We start from the raw sequence: 15927 nt of genomic DNA, 5'->3' as shown, positions 1-15927 counted from the left end.
ATGTGACTGTTTTGTTTTCGTGGCTGTTCGCGGCTTGCGGCTATACACCCCGGGGGGGGGGGGGGCCGCCCGCCCCGGAAGGGCCCCGGACGTCGTCGCGGGCGGTCTCCACGTGCTGTTCTGCGGCATCAACCCCGGTCTGATGACGGCCGCGACCGGCCATCACTTCGCCCGCCCCGGGAACCGTTTCTGGCCGGTCCTGCACCTGTCCGGGTTCACGCCGCGGCTCATGCGGCCGTCGGAGCAGGAGGAGCTGCTGTCGTACGGGCTCGGCATCACGAATGTCGTGGCGCGGGCGACGGCGCGGGCCGACGAGCTGAGCGCCGAGGAGTACCGCGAGGGCGGGCGGCTGCTGGCGACGAAGGTGACGGCGCTGCGGCCGCGGTGGCTGGCCGTGGTGGGCGTCACCGCGTATCGGGCCGCGTTCGACGATCGCAAGGCCCAGGTGGGGCCGCAGGAGCGGATGATCGGGAGCACGCGCGTGTGGGTGCTGCCCAACCCGAGCGGGCTGAACGCGCATTGGACGGCGCAGACGATGGCTGAGGAGTTCGGTCGGCTGCGGGTGGCGGCCGCCGAGGCCTGACGGGTCAGGGCGCTCAGGGCGGGTCCGTCTGGGTGACCACGGCGAGCAGTTGGACGTCGTGGTCCTGCTCCCGGTCGGCGACGACGACCACGACCCAACGGCCCGTCCCCTCCGCCTCCCAGAGGTGGGCCACGCGGGCGCGTGCGCTCAGCCAGGCCCAGGGCTCGGGTATCTCCTCCTGTTCGGTGCGCAGCAGCGTGGTCTGGAGGTTGAAAGGAGCCGTCTCTCCCCAGCGGGACGCGAGCCGGTCGTAGAGGGCGTCGCGGTCCTTCTCGTACTGCTCGACCGTCGCCGCCCGCGCACCGCAGTCGCCCTGGCTGCTCTCTAACACCGCGACGTGGTAGCCGGGTCCGCCCTTCTCGACGCCCGACGCGTCGCGCTCCGCCGTGAAGGGGCGGAAGCACAACTCGTCGATGAGGGCGATGTGCCGTGCGATGTTCATGTGGTCCAGTAAACCCGGCCCCACTGACAATTGGTGCGCCGTCAGGCATCCCGGCGCCGCACGCTCCACGCCCCCGCCAGCAGCGCGCCCACCGTCCACAACGCGGTCACCGCCAGCCCCGACCACGGCCCGAGGGTGCCGTCGTACGTCTGGTACAGGATGATCTGCCCGGCTTTGTCCGGCGTGAAGTCCGCGACGGTGCCCACGGCATCGCCGATCACGAAGGACACGACGAGGATGAACGGGATCAGGAGGGAGAGCGCCGCCACGCCGCTGCGCAGCAGGGCGGTGAGGCCCGCCGCGAACAGGGCGATCAGCATCAGGTAGATCCCGCAGCCCAGCACGCCCCGGACCTGCTGGGCCGCGGTGAGCCCGTCCGCCGCGGAGCCGAGTCCGGCGCGTCCCACGGCGAGCGTCGTGACGGCGGTGACGAGGCCGACGAGCAGGGCCGGGACGGCGATGGCGGTCACCTTGGCCGCGAACCACTGTCCGCGCTGCGGCACCGCGGCGAGCGTCAGTCGGAGCGCACCCCCGTGGTACTCCGACGACACCGCCAGGGCGCCGAACGAGATGGCGGCGATCTGGCCGGGCAGGACACCGGACAGTGCCGTGAAGAGCGGGTCGAAGTCCGGATCGGCGCTGCCGTCGGTGCCGGCCAGCGAGGAGAACGCCGCCGTCACGGCGAACAGCGCCAGCAGCGCTCCCGGCAGTGAGCGCAGCGTGCGGATCTTGAGCCACTCCGAGTGGAGCACGGGCGCGAACGGCATGGTTCAGACCTCCTGGGGCTGTGCGGCGAATTCGGCCTCGGTCGCGGTCAGGTCGAGGTAGGCCTGCTCCAACGTGCCTTCTTCGGCGGCGAGTTCGAGGATGGGGACGCCCGCCTCGGAGGCGAGTCGGCCGATGTCGTCCACGCGCGCGTGGTGCACGGTCCAGTGGCCGTCCTCGTGCTGGACGGCAGCGTGACCGTGCCGGGCGAGCGCGGCCTTGAGCGCGGTGGCGTCGGTGGTGCGGATCCGGACGCGGGGTTCCACGCGCGCGTGGATGAACTCCCGCATCGGGGTGTCGGCCAGCAGGCGCCCCCGGCCGAGGACCACGAGGTGGTCGGCGAAGGACGCGGTCTCGTTCATGAGATGGCTGGAGACCAGGACCGTGCGCCCCTCCCCCGCGAGGCGGCGCAGCAATGCGCGGATCCAGATGATGCCTTCGGGATCGAGCCCGTTGGACGGCTCGTCGAGCATGACCACCTCGGGGTCGCCCAGCAGGGCGGCGGCGATGCCCAGTCGCTGACGCATGCCCAGGGAGTACGTCTTCACCCGGCGCCGCGCCACCGCCGCGAGTCCCGTCTCCTCCAGGACCTCGTCGACCCGGCGGTTCGGGATGCGGTTGCTCGCCGCGAGGACGCGCAGATGGTCGCGGGCGGTACGGGAGCCGTGCGCGGCCTGGGCGTCGAGCAACGCGCCGACGTGGCGCAGGGGTTCGGTCAGGGTCGCGTAGGCGCGGCCGCCGAGGGTGGCGGTGCCGGAGGTCGGCCGGTCGAGGCCGAGCACGAGCCGCATGGTGGTGGACTTTCCGGCGCCGTTGGGGCCGAGGAAGCCGGTGACGCGGCCGGGGAGGACGGTGCAGGTGAGGTCGTCCACGGCTCGCCGGGTGCCGTACTCCTTGGTGAGGGCCTGGACTTCGATGCTGGTCATGGCGATCAGCCTGGCCGTCGGGCGGGGGTGCGGTCCTCCCCCGGCGGTGGAGATCGTCTCCCCCGTGCGGGGGAGGCCCGTTGTCAGTGGCGGCTGGCACGATGACGCAATGGTCCGCTTGCTGCGCCCGTTCGGACGGGCGGTGACGTACACACGATTGCTGCATCTGTTCATCGCGATCGTGTGGCCGAGCATGTGGCTGTTCGTCGAGGAAGCGTGGTGGACCTGGGTGGGGGCCGGCGTGCTGCTCGCGCCCGTCGGGCTGCTGCCCGCGATGCGGACCGTGGAGGGGCTGCAGGCCAGGCTGCTGCTGACCGGCCACGGGCCGGACGGCGGGAGCTCCGACATCGTCGTCGCGCCGTCCGCCTCCTGGAGGGACCGGGGGCGGCTCGTCGTATGGCTGGAGGCGCGGCTGCTGATCGGCTGCGCGACCTCGGTGTTCTGCGCCCAACTGCTGATCGCCACGGTGGACCTGGTGGGGGCGGCGTTCGGCGGTGACACCGGCGACGGCGAGCTGTTCGCCCTCGACGGCCATGCCTGGTGGCACGTCCTGCTGGTGCCGGCGGCGCTGGGCACGCTCGCGGTGACCGTGGTCGTGTCGGGCCGCCTCATCACCGCGCTCGCCCGCCGGCTCCTCGGCCCCTCCCCCGCCGAGCGCCTGGCCGCCCTGGAGGAGCGCACCGAGCAGCTCCTGGAGCGGACCCGCATCGCGCGTGAGCTCCACGACTCCATCGGACACGCCCTGACCGTGGCCGTGGTGCAGGCGGGTGCGGCGCGCGCGGCGGGCGACCCGGCCTTCACCGAGCGGGCGCTGGACGCCATCGAGGAGACCGGCCGGGCCGCTCTGGAGGACCTGGAGCGCGTCCTGGGCATCCTGCGCGAGTCGCAGCGGCCGGTCAGCAGTCGGCCGACCCTGGTGGACGCCGATCGTCTGCTGGAGTCCGCGCGTGCCTCCGGTGCCAAGGTCGAGGCCGACCTGACCGGGCAGTTGGACACCGTGCCCGGCCCGGTGTCCCGGGAGGGCTACCGCATCCTCCAGGAGTCGCTGACCAACGTGCTGCGCCATGCCGGGTCCGTCCCGGTCCGGGCCCGCATCGCCGTCGCGGACGGCACCCTCACCCTGGAGGTCCGCAACCCGCTCACCGCCGACATACCGGGGCCGGGCAGGGGCAGCGGCCTGCGCGGCATACGCGAGCGGGCGGCCCTGCTGGGCGGGCGCGCGCGGACCGGTCCCGACCAGGGCGACTGGCAGGTACATGTAGAGCTGCCGCTCGGCTGATCTACGCTGGCCGGATGCCGGTCACCGTTCTCCTCGTCGATGACGAACCCCTCGTACGCGCCGGTCTGCGGGCCGTGTTGGAGGCGCAGCCCGACATCGAGGTGGTCGGGGAGGCGGCCGACGGGGCGGCGGTGATTCCGCTGGTACGGCAGCTGCGCCCCGACGTGGTCGCGATGGACGTGCGGATGCCGCTGCTGGACGGGATCGAGGCCACGCGCGCGGTGCTGCGGACGGTGGACGAGCCGCCCAAGATCGTCGTCATCACGACCTTCGAGAACGACGAGTACGTGTACGAGGCGCTGCGGGCCGGTGCCGACGGCTTTCTGCTGAAGCGGGCCCGGCCGGCCGAGATCGTGCACGCGGTACGGCTGGTCGCCGAGGGCGAGTCGCTGCTGTTCCCGGCCTCCGTACGGCAACTGGCCGCCCAATACGGCGAGGAGGGCGGGAACCGGGCGGCCCGCGCGCTGCTGGAGCGGGCCCGGCTTACCGAGCGGGAGGCCGAGGTGCTGCGGCTGATGGCGCGCGGCCTGTCGAACGCGGAGATCGCCGCCCGGCTGGTGGTGGGGACGGAGACGGTGAAGTCGCATGTGAGTGGCGTCCTGGCCAAGCTGGGGGCGCGGGACCGCACACAGGCGGTGATCACGGCGTACGAGTCGGGTTTCGTGGCCCCGGGGTGACTCGGGCGGCCCGGGTCGAGCCGTCCGTGCAAGGTGATCCGGGCTACGTGTGCCCGACGGGACTCGCCGGGTTCCGTCTCGGCCGGTAGCATCCGGCCAACATGCGCACGAGCTGGGAGGACGGACGTTGCCGCGGCTGACCGGCGGGGATCCCTCGCTGCTGCGAAGGATCAACTCCGCGGTGGTGCTGCACGCGCTGCGTGCCACGGACGCCGCGACGCTGACGGAGATCACCCGGCTGACCGGCCTGTCCCGGCCCACCGTCGAGGGCGTGGTCGAAGGCCTCATCGAGGCGGGGTACGTCGTCGAGAAGGCGGCCGACGAGACCGTCGTCCGGCGGCAGGGGCGGCCCGCGCGGCGCTTCCGGTTCCGGGCCGAGGCGGGCCATCTGCTGGGCCTGGACATCGGGGCGCATCGGGTCGCGGCGCTCCTCTCCGACCTGGACGGACGGGTGCTCGGCGCCATCGCCAAGGACGTGGACGAGACGGATCCGGCCGACGAACGGCTCGAAAGGGTGCGTACGGCGGTCGCCGAGCTGTTGCGCCGGGCCGGTGTCGCGCGCAGCTCGCTGCGGGCCGTCGGGGTCGCGACACCGGGCATCGTGGACGCGGACGGCACCGTGCGACTGGGGGCCGCGCTGCCGGAATGGACGGGGCTGCGGCTGGGCGAGCGGCTGAGCCGGTCCTTCAAGTGCCCGGTCCTGGTGGAGAACGACGCCAACGCGGCGGCGGTCGCCGAGCACTGGAAGGGCTCGGCCACCGAGTCCGACGACGTCGTGTTCGTGCTGGCGGGGCTGAGTCCGGGCGCCGGTGCGCTGATCGGCGGCAAACTGCACCGGGGGTTCGGCGGTGCGGCCGGCGAGATCGGCGCGCTGCATCTGCTGGGCCGCGAGGCGACACCGGAGACGCTGCTGTCCACCACGGACGAGCCGCTGCGCCCCCTCGACGAGCACGCCGTGGCCGGGGTCTTCGCACAGGCCCGTGAGGGCGACGAGCGGGCCCGCGCGGCCGTCGACCGCTTCATCCACCGCCTCGTCCACGACGTGGCCGCCCTCGTCCTCGCCCTCGACCCCGAACTGGTCGTCGTCGGCGGCTGGGCGTCCGGCCTGGACGGCGTACTGGAGCCGCTGCGGCGCGAACTGGCCCGCTACTGTCTGCGCCCGCCGAAGGTCGCCCTGTCCCTGCTCGGTGAGGCGGCGGTGGCGACGGGCGCGCTACGGCTGGCGCTCGACCATGTGGAGGAGCAACTGTTCGCGGTGGAGGGCACGGTGACGGGACGGCGCTGACAGGAGCCGGTCGGCACGACGTCACGCCGACGAACGCCCCGGGGCGCCCGCCCCGCGCGCGGGGGGCCGGGGGTGGGGTGCCCGGGGGGGGCGCGGGGGCGCTGGCCCCCGGCGCCCGGGCGCGGGGGGGCCCGCCCGCCCCCCCCCCCCGCCGGCCCCCCCCGGAACGGATCCGGGGCGCGCGGCGTATGTCGTCACGGCGGTCAGGACGGGTCAGGACGCCCGGCGCTCCGGGTCCTGGTGGATCTCCACGCCGCCGGAGTCGCCGAAGGTCAGCCGGCAGGTGTCCGCGCGGTAGGTGGCGACGGAGAGCGCGGCCGTGCGGCCCTCGGCGAGGTAACGGGTGGTCACGACGAGGACGGGCGCTCCGGGGAGCCGGTCCAGTTCCTTGGCGTCGTCCGCGCGCGCCGAGCCCAGCTCGACGGCGCTCTCCTGGCCCTCCAGGTCCAGGTGCTGCAGCTCGCGCAGCACGGCACGCGCGCGTGCCGCTCCGGACGGGGCGTCTATGGCGGTGAGGTCGGGCACCGACGACTGCGGGACGTAGAGCAGTTCGGCGGCGACGGGCTGACCGTGCGTCACCCGGGAGCGGCGCACGGTGTGCACGGGCTCGTCCCGGCCGCTCTCCAGGGCGTCGGCGACGGACGCGGGCGGTACCGCCTGTGTGCAGTCGGCGGGCTGCCAGACGTCGTCGTTCGCGCCCGGCCAGGCGTGCTGCTCGGTGCCGACGGCCACGCCCACGCGCGGGGGCGCGACGGTCGTACCGACACCGCGGCGGCGCTGCAGCCTGCCCTCCAGTTCGAGCTGTTCCAGGGCCTGGCGGAGTGTGGCCCTGGCGACGCCGAAGCGGGCGGCCAGGTCGCGCTCGTTGGGCAGGATCTCGCCCACCGTGAACTCGGTCTCCAGTGCCTCACTGAGCACGGTCTTGAGATGCCAGTACTTCGGTTCCGGCACCGATTCCAGCTGCGTGGTCCCCACCCTGTCCTCCGCAATCGCCGTGGCCCGGCGGCGTTTTAGCGCCCTTGTTTATTAAAGGTTGTTGCACTTCTCTGCGACCATAGGACGGCCCTCCACCTTGGTCAATACCAATCCTCCATCCCATGTCGCGGCACGTACACACACGCCGGGAACGTTCACGGCGTGTTCGCACGGCGACATCTTGCTGACATTCCGGCAACGTGACCTAGACGTCGGCGAGGGACCGCAGCTTGTCGGGGTTGCGGATGATGTAGACGGACTGGATCCGGCCGTCGACCACGTCCAGCTGGAAGACCGAGTCGGGCTTGTCCCCGGACAGGGCGATGACCGCGGGGCCGCCGTTGAGTTCCAGGAACCGCCAGGACAGGTCGGCGACGCCCTTGCGCGCGGCGCCGACGATGAAGCGGCTGACCTTGTCGGCGGTCTCCAGCACCCGCAGCGGCGCCTTGGACTTTCCGCCGCTGTCGCCGACGAGGCGCACGTCCGGGGCCAGCAGTGACATCAGCCCTTCCAGGTCGCCGTCCGCGGCCGCGGCCAGGAACCGTTCGGTGAGGTCGCGGCGCTGGGTGGGGTCGACGTCGTAGCGGGTCCGCCGCTCCTCGACGTGCTTGCGGGCCCGTCCGGCCAGCTGGCGGACCGCCGACTCGCCGCGGTCGAGCATGACGGCGATCTCGGCGTACGGATACCCGAAGGCCTCCCGCAGGACGAACACCGCGCGCTCCAGCGGTGACAGCGACTCCAGGACGACGAGGACGGCGAGGGAGACGGAGTCGGCGAGGACGGCCCGCTCCGCGGTGTCCGGGACGGTGTCCCCGAAGTCGGTGATGTACGGCTCCGGCAGCCAGGGGCCGATATAGGTCTCGCCCCGCGCCTTGACCTGGCGCAGCCGGTCGATGGCGAGGCGGGTGGTGATGCGCACCAGGTAGGCGCGTGGTTCGCGGACCTCGGACCGGTCGGCGCCCGACCAGCGCAGCCAGGCCTCCTGCACGACGTCCTCCGCGTCGGCCACGCGGCCGAGCATGCGGTAGGCGACGCCCAGGAGGACGGGCCGGTGCTCTTCGAAGACGTCGGTCTCGGTATCGGTGGTCACCGCACCATCCCATCCGACGTGTCCGGCCATGTCCAGGCGAAATCGACGCGTCCGCCCCTCGGATCTACCCGTCAGTAGCAATTGCTGACAGGCTGTCTACCCAGTACCGGCCCGTTCGCCCCGCCGAGGAGCAGCATGTCCGCGACCGTCTCCTTCAAGATCCCCACTCCGCATGGCCCACAGAGCATGAGCGTCTCCTACGCGCGCGTGGGCGCCGGTGAACCGCTGCTCCTGCTGCACGGCATCGGCCACCACCGTCAGGTGTGGGACCCGGTGATACCCGTCCTGGCGGCCGTGCGCGACGTGATAGCCGTGGATCTGCCCGGCTGCGGTGAGTCCCCGGCGCTGCCGGACGGGCTGGGGCACGATCTGCCGACGATGAGCGTCGTGCTCGCCGCCCTGTGCGAGGCCCTGGAGCTGGAGCGGCCCCATGTGGCGGGCAACTCGCTGGGCGGTCTGCTCGCCCTGGACCTCGGCCGCGCGAACCTCGTGCGCTCCGTCACCGCTCTGTCCCCGGCCGGGTTCTGGTCGCAGTGGGAGCGGCAGTACGCCTTCACCGTCCTGTCGGGGATGCGCCTGACCGCCGAGCGCATGCCGCTGCCCCTCGTCGAGTGGCTGTCCCGCTCGGCGCCCGGCCGTGCCGCCCTGACCAGCTCCATCTACGCCCGCCCGGGCCGCCGTTCGCCCGAGTCCGTGGTCGCCGAGACGCTGGGGCTGGCCCGCGCGCAGGGCTTCTTCGAGACGCTCCGGTCGGGCAGGGAGGTGCGGTTCACCGACGACGTGCCGGGGATCCCGGTCACCGTGGCGTGGGGCAGCAAGGACCGGCTCCTGGTGCCCCGGCAGGGCGTCCGCGCGAAGCGGATCATCCCCCGGGCCCGGCTGGTGCGGCTGCCCGGTTGCGGCCATGTGCCGATGAGTGACGATCCGGCGCTGGTGGCCCGGGTGCTCCTCGACGGCAGCCGCTGAGCCCGCCGTTCGGTCACTCGGCCAGCGCTTCGAGGACCACCTTCAGCACGGTCGGGTTGTAGGGCATCGCGGCGTGCGCGGTGCGGTCGTCGGGGTCGAGGTCCTGCAGGAGGACGTTCCAGACGTGCCGGCCCTCGGTCTCGGCGAGCGCGCACGAGGTGTACGGCGTGACCACGTCGTCGTGCCGGGTGGCGATCACCGTGTGCCGGACGCCCTCCGTGGTCTCGCCGAGGTCGGCGAGTTCACGCTGGAAGGGGTGGTCGTGCTGGAGCTGGGGCCAGGCCGGGACGACGGTGCCCACGGCGCCCTGCTCGACCAGTTCCCTGGCGCCGGGGATCTGTCGCGCGAGGTTCATCAGGCCCTGCGCGGTGACGCCGTGGTTGCTGGGGGCGATGCCGACGAAATTGTGCACCTTGGGGGCGCCGCCCAGGGCGTTGAGGTAGTAGCGCGGCATCATGCCGCCCTGCGAGAAGCCGACGAGGTCCACCTGCCGGGCGCCGGTGCGGTGCAGGACCTCGTCGACGAACTCGCCGAGCTGCCTGGCCGACGTCTTGATGTCGCCGAGCCCGAAGATCACCGGGTGCAGGTGCTGCCCGTAGTCGAGGCGGAAGACGCGGTAGCCGCTGCGCCTCAGCAGCGGTGCGGCCTCGGTCCAGGTGTAGCCGCGGTTGCCGAAGGTGCCGTGCACGAGCACCACCGGCCGTGGATGTTCCTCGGTCAGGGGCAGTTCCCAGTCGTCCTCCCCCGCCTCCACGTCGACGGTGGCGACGACTCCGGCGACGGCGGCCTGGCCGAGCCCGGCCGCCCGGTGCGGTGCCTCGGTGAGGTCGGTGGTGACGTCGTCGGTGTTGATGCCGGGGATCTTCGGATGCGGGAAACTCACGGCGATCCGCCTTCCTGCGAGCAACCGTCCTTCGTTCTCCCGGTCTTACGGCCCCGCAGGTCCCGCCCCTGACCCGGCTCAGGCGGCGAGTCGGGGCGCGAGGCGGGCGGTCGCGGCGCGCAACAGCCTGACGTACCAACCCCACTTCACCGGGCGCGCCACCCGCCCGGTCAGCGCACGCTCGGCGCAGTCCAGGCTGTGCCGGAAGGCCGCGTCGTGCAGGGGCCGGAAGAACAGCAGCCAGCCCAGCCAGCGCACGCCGTGGGGGCGCAGGACGAGGGTGTTGCGCAGGACGGTGGTCTCCCGGTCCAGGGACTCGACGCTGAACTCGTGGAAGCCGTCGAATCCGCGCGGTCCGGTGAACCGGAAGCGCACCCAGTGGCCCGGCACATAGTGGCTCACCACATAGCGCACCGGGCCGTGGCCGCCGGACACCCCGACGGCCAGCGGCCCTTCGAAGCGCACCGGCGGCCAGCCGGGCGGCCAGAGCCGGTCGTCCGCGCCGCCCAGGGCGTCGATGAGGGCGCCGACGGTGACCTGGGATGCGGGGAGGGTGCGCTCGTGGACGTTCAGCACAGTGATCACCGTGTGTGGCTGCCCGGCCCTGCCCGCCCGGCAACTGCGCCGAAGGGGGAACGGAAGAGCACGCCCGGCGCGCGGATCCCCCACCGCACGCGGGGTCAGTCGTCCATGAGCCGTAGCAGCGGTCCGGTCATGGCGGTCGTGGCGAGGGCCATGACCACCAGCATGGCGAACAGCGCGGGCGAGAGCAGTCCGGCCGCGAGTCCGGTGTTGAGGATGATGAGTTCGGTCAGGCCCCGGCAGTTCATCATCGCGCCGAGCTGGGCCGATTCCCGCCAGGAGAAGCGCAGCAGCCGGGCGGGCACCACCGTGCCGACGAACTTGGACGCCGCCGCGGCGGCCAGCACGGCCAGGCAGATCAGCCAGCCGGTCGCGCCGTGCACCGTGCCGAGGTGCGTGCTGAGGCCGACGGCCATGAAGAACGAGGGCAGCAGCATCCAGCTGGTGAGTCCCTCCACCCGCCAGGCGATCTGCTCCACCGCCTCCGTGCGCGGCATGGCGAGCCCGGCGGTCACCGCCCCGAACAGCGCGTGCACGCCGATCTGTTCGGTGGCCAGCGCGCACAGCAGGACGGTCACGAGGACGATGGACGCCGTACGGGCCGCCGCCATCGGGCCGTCGGGGCGGCCCGGCGCGAGCAGGCGTAGCAGCAGCGGGCGTACGACGAACCAGACGACGAGGCCGAACAGCACGACCCAGCCGACGGTGACGGCGGCGGCCGTCGGCGAACCGCCGCTCGCGATCGCCAGGACGAGGGCCAGCAGGCACCAGGCCGTGACGTCGGCGACGCTCGCCGAGGCCATCGCGAGGGTGCCGAGCCGGGTGTTGAGCCTCCCCTCGTCGGACAGCAGCCGGGCCAGCACGGGTACGGCAGTGACACTCAGGCTCAGCCCCATGAAGAGCACGAAGGCCACGTCGCCCACCCCGGCGGGCCGGTAGGTGTCCGGGAGGGCCAGGGCGACGAGAACGCCGGTCAGAAAGGGGATGGCGATACCGGAATGGCCGATAAGTGCCGATGCGGACAGACCGTCCCGGCGCAGGGCGGACAGCGACAGCTCGCGGCCCACGGTGAACATGAAGAGGGTGACGCCGAGTTGACCCAGGGTGTTCAGGAACGGGAACACCTCGGGGGGCAGCAGCAGGCGCTGGGCGTCCGGTAGCAGCGCGCCGAACACCGAGGGGCCCAGCAGCAGCGCGACGGCGATCTCCCCGACGACGCGGGGCTGTCCGATCCGCCGGGCCAGTGCTCCGGCCCCCGCGGCGCAGGCGGTCACCAGGGCCAGGGCGCCGAGGATCCGGTACAGGGGCACGGCCGCGGAGTGGGCGGGGGCATGCCCGGAGGGGCCCGCATAGCCGACCGAGGCGAGGATCAGCGCCGTCACGGCGACGGGTATCCCGACGAACGCGCCGTAGCCCAGGAGCATACGGCGCGGGGCGAGAGCGGCTGTGGGTTCGGGCAGGTGCGGCGTACTGGCCTTCACGGACGGCTCCTTGTCGAGCGCGGTGGCGGCTGGTCAGTGCCGCTCATCCCTGCCCGGGTTCGCCGCGCAGGCGCCCTGCCGTATTCGCGTTCGACGGCGCGAGGGCGAAGATCGGCCAAGGTCCGGGCGGTGGCCGGACGGGGGCAGGGGGAAGCCCGGCGCGCGCGTAAAGAGAAGAGACAGGCGCAACCGGCATGTCGCATATGCGAGAGGAGTTCGTCATGTCCGCGAAGCCTCACGACATCCCCGCGAAGCCGCCCGGCAGCCCCGCGAAGCCGCACGACGTACCGGGCCCCGGCCCGGGCGGGGGCGGTCGGCTCTTCGCGGAGCCGGAGGCATGGCGTCCGCTGCTCGCCGAGCCGAACGTGGTGGGACTGCTCGGGGACCGGCTCGTGGCGGCGGCGCTGCGCGAACTGCACCGGCTCGTGCCGCCGCGTACGGCGCTGCACTCGCTGCGTACGTTCCTGCTGGCCGACGCCTTCGCGCAGGCCCGCGGGATCCACTACGACCGGGCGGGGCTGTTCGTCGCCACCGCGTTCCACGACACCGGGCTGACCTGGGGTGGTGGGCCGCTGCGGGGCGGATTCCCCGGCCGTTCGGCCACGTTGCTCGACCGCTTCCTGGCCGGGCACGGCATGGACGACGCCCGGCGCGCGGCCCTGACCGGGGCGGTCCGCGATCACATGCGGCTGCGGCCCGCGCGCCACGCGGGTCCGGAGGCGCGGCTGCTGCACTTCGGGGCCTGGCTGGACGTCACCGGGCGCGGTGACCGTCGGCTGCCGGGCGAGCGGCGGCGGTTGGCCGCGCTGGCACCCACTCCCTGGTTCGCCCTGTCGTTCTCCGCCCGGGTCGCCGCCTGCGGGCTGCGCCGGGCACTGCCGGGCGGCCCGGCGGTCTGACGGCCGCCGGACACCGGCCCGGCACAGCGCATTTCCCGTCGCGAAAGGACGAAGACGTGCAAGACGACCAGCGTGTTTTCGATGTCGCCATCGTCGGAGGCGGCATCGGCGGGACGATGCTGGCGGCGATCCTCGCCCGCCACGGCGTGCAAGTCCTGCTTCTGGAGGGAAGCGGGCACCCCCGGTTCGCCATCGGAGAGTCCACCGTCCCCGAGACCACCTTCGGCCTGCGGGTCCTGGCCCGCCGCTACGACGTCCCGGAGATCGAGCATCTGGCGACCAACGGGGCCCTGCGCCGCCATGTGTCGTCGAACTGCGGCGTCAAGCGCAACTTCAGCTTCGTCTACCACCGCGAGGGAGAACCCACCCGCGCCGAGGAGTGCACGCAGTACCCCACCTGGGGCCCGCCGCTCGGACCCGACTCGCACTATCTGCGGCAGGACGTCGACGCCTACATGTTCCATGTCGCCGTCTCCTACGGCGCGACCGCCCACACCCACACCGTCGTGGACGACGTGAAGTTCGACGAGGCCGGCGTCACCCTCGTCACCCGGGAGAAGGGCACCTTCCAGGCGGCGTACCTCGTCGACGCCGGCGGTATGCGAGCGCTGCTGCCCGAGCGGCTGGGCCTGCGGCAGGAGCCGCCGTACCGGACGCGCTCGCGCACGATCTTCACCCACATGGTGAACGTGCGCCCCTTCGACACCGTCGCTCCGCCGCGTGAACAGCACGGCATGCCCAGCCCGTTCAGCCAGGGCACGCTGCACCATCTCTTCGAGGGCGGCTGGTTCTGGGTCATCCCGTTCGACAACCACACCTCCAGCACGAGCGGGTTGTGCAGCGTCGGGATCAATCTGGACCTGGACCGTCATCCGCGTCCCGAAGGGGTGTCGGCGGAGGAGGAGTTCTGGCGCCAGGTGGGGCGGTTCCCCAGTGTGGCCCGGCAGTTCGAGGAGGCGCGGGCGGTACGGCCGTATGTGTCGACCGACCGTACCCAGTTCTCGTCGCGGACGGTCGTCGGCGACCGGTGGTGCCTGCTGCCGCACGCCAGCGATTTCATCGACCCGCTCTTCTCCAGCGGGCTGGCGGTCACAGTGATGGCGCTCAACGCGCTCGGTCACCGGCTCATCGGCGCGGTGCGCGAGAGCGACTTCGACACCACCCGGTTCGCGTATCTGGAGCACTGGATCAAGCGGATGTTCCGCTTCTACGACGACCTGGTGTCGTGCAGTTATCTGTCGTTCGACGACTTCGAGTTGTGGAACGCCTGGAACCGGGTGTGGACCATCACCACGCTGTACGGGACGAATGCGCAGAACCAGGCGGCCGTGGCATTCGAGAAAACGCGTGATCCGGCGTCTTTCGACGCGCTGGAGAAAGCGCCGTACCGGGGCCTTCAGGGGGTCGACAATCCCTGGGTCGGGCAGCTCTTCGAGCAGGCCCGGGACGCCGTACTCGCCTATGGGGCAGGAGATCTGACGAAGGATCAGACGGTCACACGCGTCTTCGATCTGCTGCGGGAGAGCGGGTTGTGCCCGGCGGTGTGGGGCACTCTCGACCCCGAGGACCGCTGCCCGTCCGGGGTGTTCACCCTGTTTCCGCTGATGAAGATCCTGCTGTGGGGCAAGTTCCGCTCACCCCGGCACGTACGGGGCCTGTACTTCACGGGCGGTGCGCGGCTCGTCGGCAAGGAGGCGGCGCAGGCCCTCGGCACCGACGTACGGCGCGGCTCGGCCCTGGTGCAGCAGACCGTGCGGGACATGTGGGTCAACTGGAACCGTGACTGGGCGCGGCGGGAAATTCCTTCTCGAAAATAAGCGCGGGGCGCGTTGGGAAAAACATTCCTGCGCTTTCCGGAAGAAGAACTGCGGTTTGCCGTCCCAGCACCTCGGGTAGGAAAAATTCGGGGCCCACAAATCTGAATTGGGCCACCATTCCCCCCTGCTCGATCGAGAGACTACGGGCTGCACTCCATATGGCGCAAAATTCCATCTGCCCATCGTCCGCCCCATGCTCTTGGGATGACATATCCCAGCACCGGGACCGCCTCATGCGGCTGGTCCGACGACGACTCCCGAGCCTTCAGGACGCCGAGGACTGCGTACAGGAGACGATGGCCCGGGCGGCAGCGCACGCCGCCCTGGACAGCAGCCGGCTGGGGCCTTTCCTCACCTCCGTGGCGCTGCGCCTGTGCACCGACTTCTATCGCGAAATGGAACGACACAGACGCCTGTTACAGCGCACGGCCTTCAAGGACGACCCGGGGACGACCGAGGAGGACGTCTGTGACGAGCACTTCGGCAAATGGCTGCTCGACCAGGTCCAGCAGCTGCGCGGGCGGGAGCAGGAAGTCATACTCGCCCGGGCCAAGGGAATTTCCACGGCGGAATTCGCGCGTATGCACAACATCTCCCTCAAAGCAGCAGAGGCCGCTTTCACCAGAGGACGGGCACGCCTCAGAACGGCCTGTGTAAAAGCCATGGACGATGCCACGGGATAACCGACCGAAGGGAAACTCGCTCATGTCCGACAAGAACATGCAGGACATTCTCAAGGACCTCGTGGGAAATATGGCCGACAACGGAAAGGACGCGTTCGACGAAATCCTCAACCGGTCCGGGAAGTCGTCGTCCGCCGCCGGTTCCGTCGAGGCCCTGGCCGCGCTCCCCGCGAGCACCCTGGCGGCCCTGGCCGGCGCCGCCAACCCGGCCGCGCTGCTCGCGGGGGCGGCGGGCAATCCGCTGGCCGCGCTGACGGGGGCCGCGGGCGGGGCCGCCAATCCGCTGGCCGCCCTGACCGGCGTCGCCGGAGCCGCCGGAGCCGCCAACCCCCTCGCCGCGCTCACGGGAGGCGCCGCCAACCCGCTGGCCGCGGCAGGGGGTGCGGCCGGTGCGCTCGGCGGGCTCGGGCAACTCGCCGGGGGTGTGGGCCAGTTGGCGGGAGGCGTCGGAAACGCCGCCGAGGGCGTGGGCGACCTGCTTTCGCTCCCGGGCCAGCTCACCCAGCTCCTCGAACTGATCCCGAAGCTCATCCAGGCACTGCAGGGCCAGGCCGGCAAGGCGGCCTAGGCCCACCGGCGGGGTGCGTCCGGTTC

At 72.1% G+C, this 15927-nt stretch carries 17 protein-coding genes; 9 read left to right on the top strand and 8 right to left on the bottom strand.

Annotated elements, in window-relative coordinates; all coding sequences use genetic code 11:
* Positions 1-34: 34 nt before the first annotated feature.
* Positions 35-583 carry a G/U mismatch-specific DNA glycosylase gene (gene mug / locus ACFWYS_RS36765; RefSeq protein ID WP_384778657.1) on the top strand — a complete coding sequence of 183 codons (549 nt, stop codon included), beginning with the start codon at positions 35-37 and terminating at the stop codon, positions 581-583.
* Between the two features lie 13 nt (positions 584-596).
* On the opposite strand, the gene ACFWYS_RS36760 is transcribed toward mug, so the two are convergent.
* From ACFWYS_RS36760 to ACFWYS_RS36750, 3 genes are read right to left on the bottom strand one after another with little or no spacing between them, the layout of a single operon-like run.
* Positions 597-1025, bottom strand: a complete 429-nt coding sequence (locus ACFWYS_RS36760) for a hypothetical protein (protein WP_384778654.1) — start codon at positions 1023-1025, stop codon at positions 597-599.
* A 41-nt stretch (positions 1026-1066) separates the two neighbouring features.
* Positions 1067-1792, bottom strand: coding sequence for an ABC transporter permease (locus ACFWYS_RS36755; RefSeq protein ID WP_384778651.1), 726 nt, complete (start codon positions 1790-1792; stop codon positions 1067-1069).
* Positions 1793-1795: 3 nt separating this feature from the next.
* On the bottom strand, positions 1796-2716 hold the full coding sequence (locus ACFWYS_RS36750) for an ABC transporter ATP-binding protein (protein ID WP_384778648.1): 921 nt from the start codon (positions 2714-2716) through the stop codon (positions 1796-1798).
* A 109-nt stretch (positions 2717-2825) separates the two neighbouring features.
* On the opposite strand from ACFWYS_RS36750, the gene ACFWYS_RS36745 reads away from it, so the two are divergent.
* From ACFWYS_RS36745 to ACFWYS_RS36735, 3 genes are all read left to right on the top strand, one after another.
* On the top strand, positions 2826-3995 hold the full coding sequence (locus ACFWYS_RS36745; RefSeq protein ID WP_384778645.1) for a histidine kinase: 1170 nt from the start codon (positions 2826-2828) through the stop codon (positions 3993-3995).
* 14 nt (positions 3996-4009) lie between these two features.
* Positions 4010-4672, top strand: a complete 663-nt coding sequence (locus tag ACFWYS_RS36740) for a response regulator (RefSeq protein WP_384778642.1) — start codon at positions 4010-4012, stop codon at positions 4670-4672.
* 127 nt (positions 4673-4799) lie between these two features.
* Positions 4800-5957: an ROK family protein gene (locus ACFWYS_RS36735; RefSeq protein WP_384778639.1), complete on the top strand. Its 1158-nt coding sequence runs from the start codon at positions 4800-4802 to the stop codon at positions 5955-5957.
* Between the two features lie 213 nt (positions 5958-6170).
* Here ACFWYS_RS36735 and ACFWYS_RS36730 read toward each other — a convergent pair whose 3' ends face one another.
* Both ACFWYS_RS36730 and ACFWYS_RS36725 read right to left on the bottom strand, forming a co-directional pair.
* Entirely contained in the window at positions 6171-6932 is a 762-nt protein-coding gene (locus ACFWYS_RS36730) for a GntR family transcriptional regulator (RefSeq protein ID WP_384778636.1), read from the bottom strand.
* Between the two features lie 205 nt (positions 6933-7137).
* Complete coding sequence (locus tag ACFWYS_RS36725; protein ID WP_384778633.1) at positions 7138-8022, bottom strand: RNA polymerase sigma-70 factor; 885 nt, start codon at positions 8020-8022, stop codon at positions 7138-7140.
* Between the two features lie 135 nt (positions 8023-8157).
* Between ACFWYS_RS36725 and ACFWYS_RS36720 the strand changes: the two genes are divergently transcribed.
* Positions 8158-8988, top strand: coding sequence for an alpha/beta fold hydrolase (locus ACFWYS_RS36720; RefSeq protein ID WP_384778630.1), 831 nt, complete (start codon positions 8158-8160; stop codon positions 8986-8988).
* A 13-nt stretch (positions 8989-9001) separates the two neighbouring features.
* Here the strand turns inward: ACFWYS_RS36720 and ACFWYS_RS36715 are convergent, their stop codons facing one another.
* The 3 genes from ACFWYS_RS36715 to ACFWYS_RS36705 form a co-directional block, all read right to left on the bottom strand.
* Positions 9002-9871: an esterase/lipase family protein gene (locus ACFWYS_RS36715; RefSeq protein ID WP_384778627.1), complete on the bottom strand. Its 870-nt coding sequence runs from the start codon at positions 9869-9871 to the stop codon at positions 9002-9004.
* Positions 9872-9949: 78 nt separating this feature from the next.
* Entirely contained in the window at positions 9950-10453 is a 504-nt protein-coding gene (locus tag ACFWYS_RS36710; protein WP_384778746.1) for an SRPBCC family protein, read from the bottom strand.
* A 98-nt stretch (positions 10454-10551) separates the two neighbouring features.
* Positions 10552-11934, bottom strand: coding sequence for a cation:proton antiporter (locus ACFWYS_RS36705; protein ID WP_384778624.1), 1383 nt, complete (start codon positions 11932-11934; stop codon positions 10552-10554).
* Positions 11935-12155: 221 nt separating this feature from the next.
* On the opposite strand from ACFWYS_RS36705, the gene ACFWYS_RS36700 reads away from it, so the two are divergent.
* The 4 genes from ACFWYS_RS36700 to ACFWYS_RS36685 all read left to right on the top strand — a co-directional run bounded on the left by ACFWYS_RS36700 (position 12156) and on the right by ACFWYS_RS36685 (position 15901).
* Positions 12156-12833, top strand: coding sequence for a hypothetical protein (locus tag ACFWYS_RS36700; protein WP_384778621.1), 678 nt, complete (start codon positions 12156-12158; stop codon positions 12831-12833).
* Positions 12834-12889: 56 nt separating this feature from the next.
* Positions 12890-14650 carry an NAD(P)/FAD-dependent oxidoreductase gene (locus ACFWYS_RS36695; RefSeq protein ID WP_384778618.1) on the top strand — a complete coding sequence of 587 codons (1761 nt, stop codon included), beginning with the start codon at positions 12890-12892 and terminating at the stop codon, positions 14648-14650.
* 233 nt (positions 14651-14883) lie between these two features.
* The gene (locus ACFWYS_RS36690; protein WP_384778615.1) at positions 14884-15333 is read left to right on the top strand and encodes an RNA polymerase sigma factor; all 450 of its coding nucleotides are present in this window, start codon (positions 14884-14886) and stop codon (positions 15331-15333) included.
* Positions 15334-15355: 22 nt separating this feature from the next.
* A complete protein-coding gene (locus ACFWYS_RS36685) occupies positions 15356-15901 on the top strand; it encodes a hypothetical protein (protein WP_384778612.1) in 546 nt (181 codons plus the stop codon).
* The last annotated feature ends 26 nt before the right edge of the window (positions 15902-15927 follow it).

The sequence above is a fragment of the Streptomyces sp. NPDC059010 genome (assembly GCF_042740355.1).
Classification (GTDB): domain Bacteria; phylum Actinomycetota; class Actinomycetes; order Streptomycetales; family Streptomycetaceae; genus Streptomyces.
The sequence above is the reverse complement of the archived record's forward strand: the minus strand, read 5'-3'. Positions and strand labels throughout refer to the sequence as shown.

What these genes read in the sequence shown, in the direction of transcription:
- ACFWYS_RS36760 (WP_384778654.1), bottom strand. Translation starts at nt 1,025, where the DNA reads ATGAACATCGCACGGCACATCGCCCTCATCGACGAGTTGTGCTTCCGC.
- ACFWYS_RS36755 (WP_384778651.1), bottom strand. Translation starts at nt 1,792, where the DNA reads ATGCCGTTCGCGCCCGTGCTCCACTCGGAGTGGCTCAAGATCCGCACG.
- ACFWYS_RS36750 (WP_384778648.1), bottom strand. Translation starts at nt 2,716, where the DNA reads ATGACCAGCATCGAAGTCCAGGCCCTCACCAAGGAGTACGGCACCCGG.
- ACFWYS_RS36745 (WP_384778645.1), top strand. Translation starts at nt 2,826, where the DNA reads ATGGTCCGCTTGCTGCGCCCGTTCGGACGGGCGGTGACGTACACACGA.
- ACFWYS_RS36740 (WP_384778642.1), top strand. Translation starts at nt 4,010, where the DNA reads ATGCCGGTCACCGTTCTCCTCGTCGATGACGAACCCCTCGTACGCGCC.
- ACFWYS_RS36720 (WP_384778630.1), top strand. Translation starts at nt 8,158, where the DNA reads ATGTCCGCGACCGTCTCCTTCAAGATCCCCACTCCGCATGGCCCACAG.
- ACFWYS_RS36700 (WP_384778621.1), top strand. Translation starts at nt 12,156, where the DNA reads ATGTCCGCGAAGCCTCACGACATCCCCGCGAAGCCGCCCGGCAGCCCC.
- ACFWYS_RS36690 (WP_384778615.1), top strand. Translation starts at nt 14,884, where the DNA reads ATGCGGCTGGTCCGACGACGACTCCCGAGCCTTCAGGACGCCGAGGAC.
- ACFWYS_RS36685 (WP_384778612.1), top strand. Translation starts at nt 15,356, where the DNA reads ATGTCCGACAAGAACATGCAGGACATTCTCAAGGACCTCGTGGGAAAT.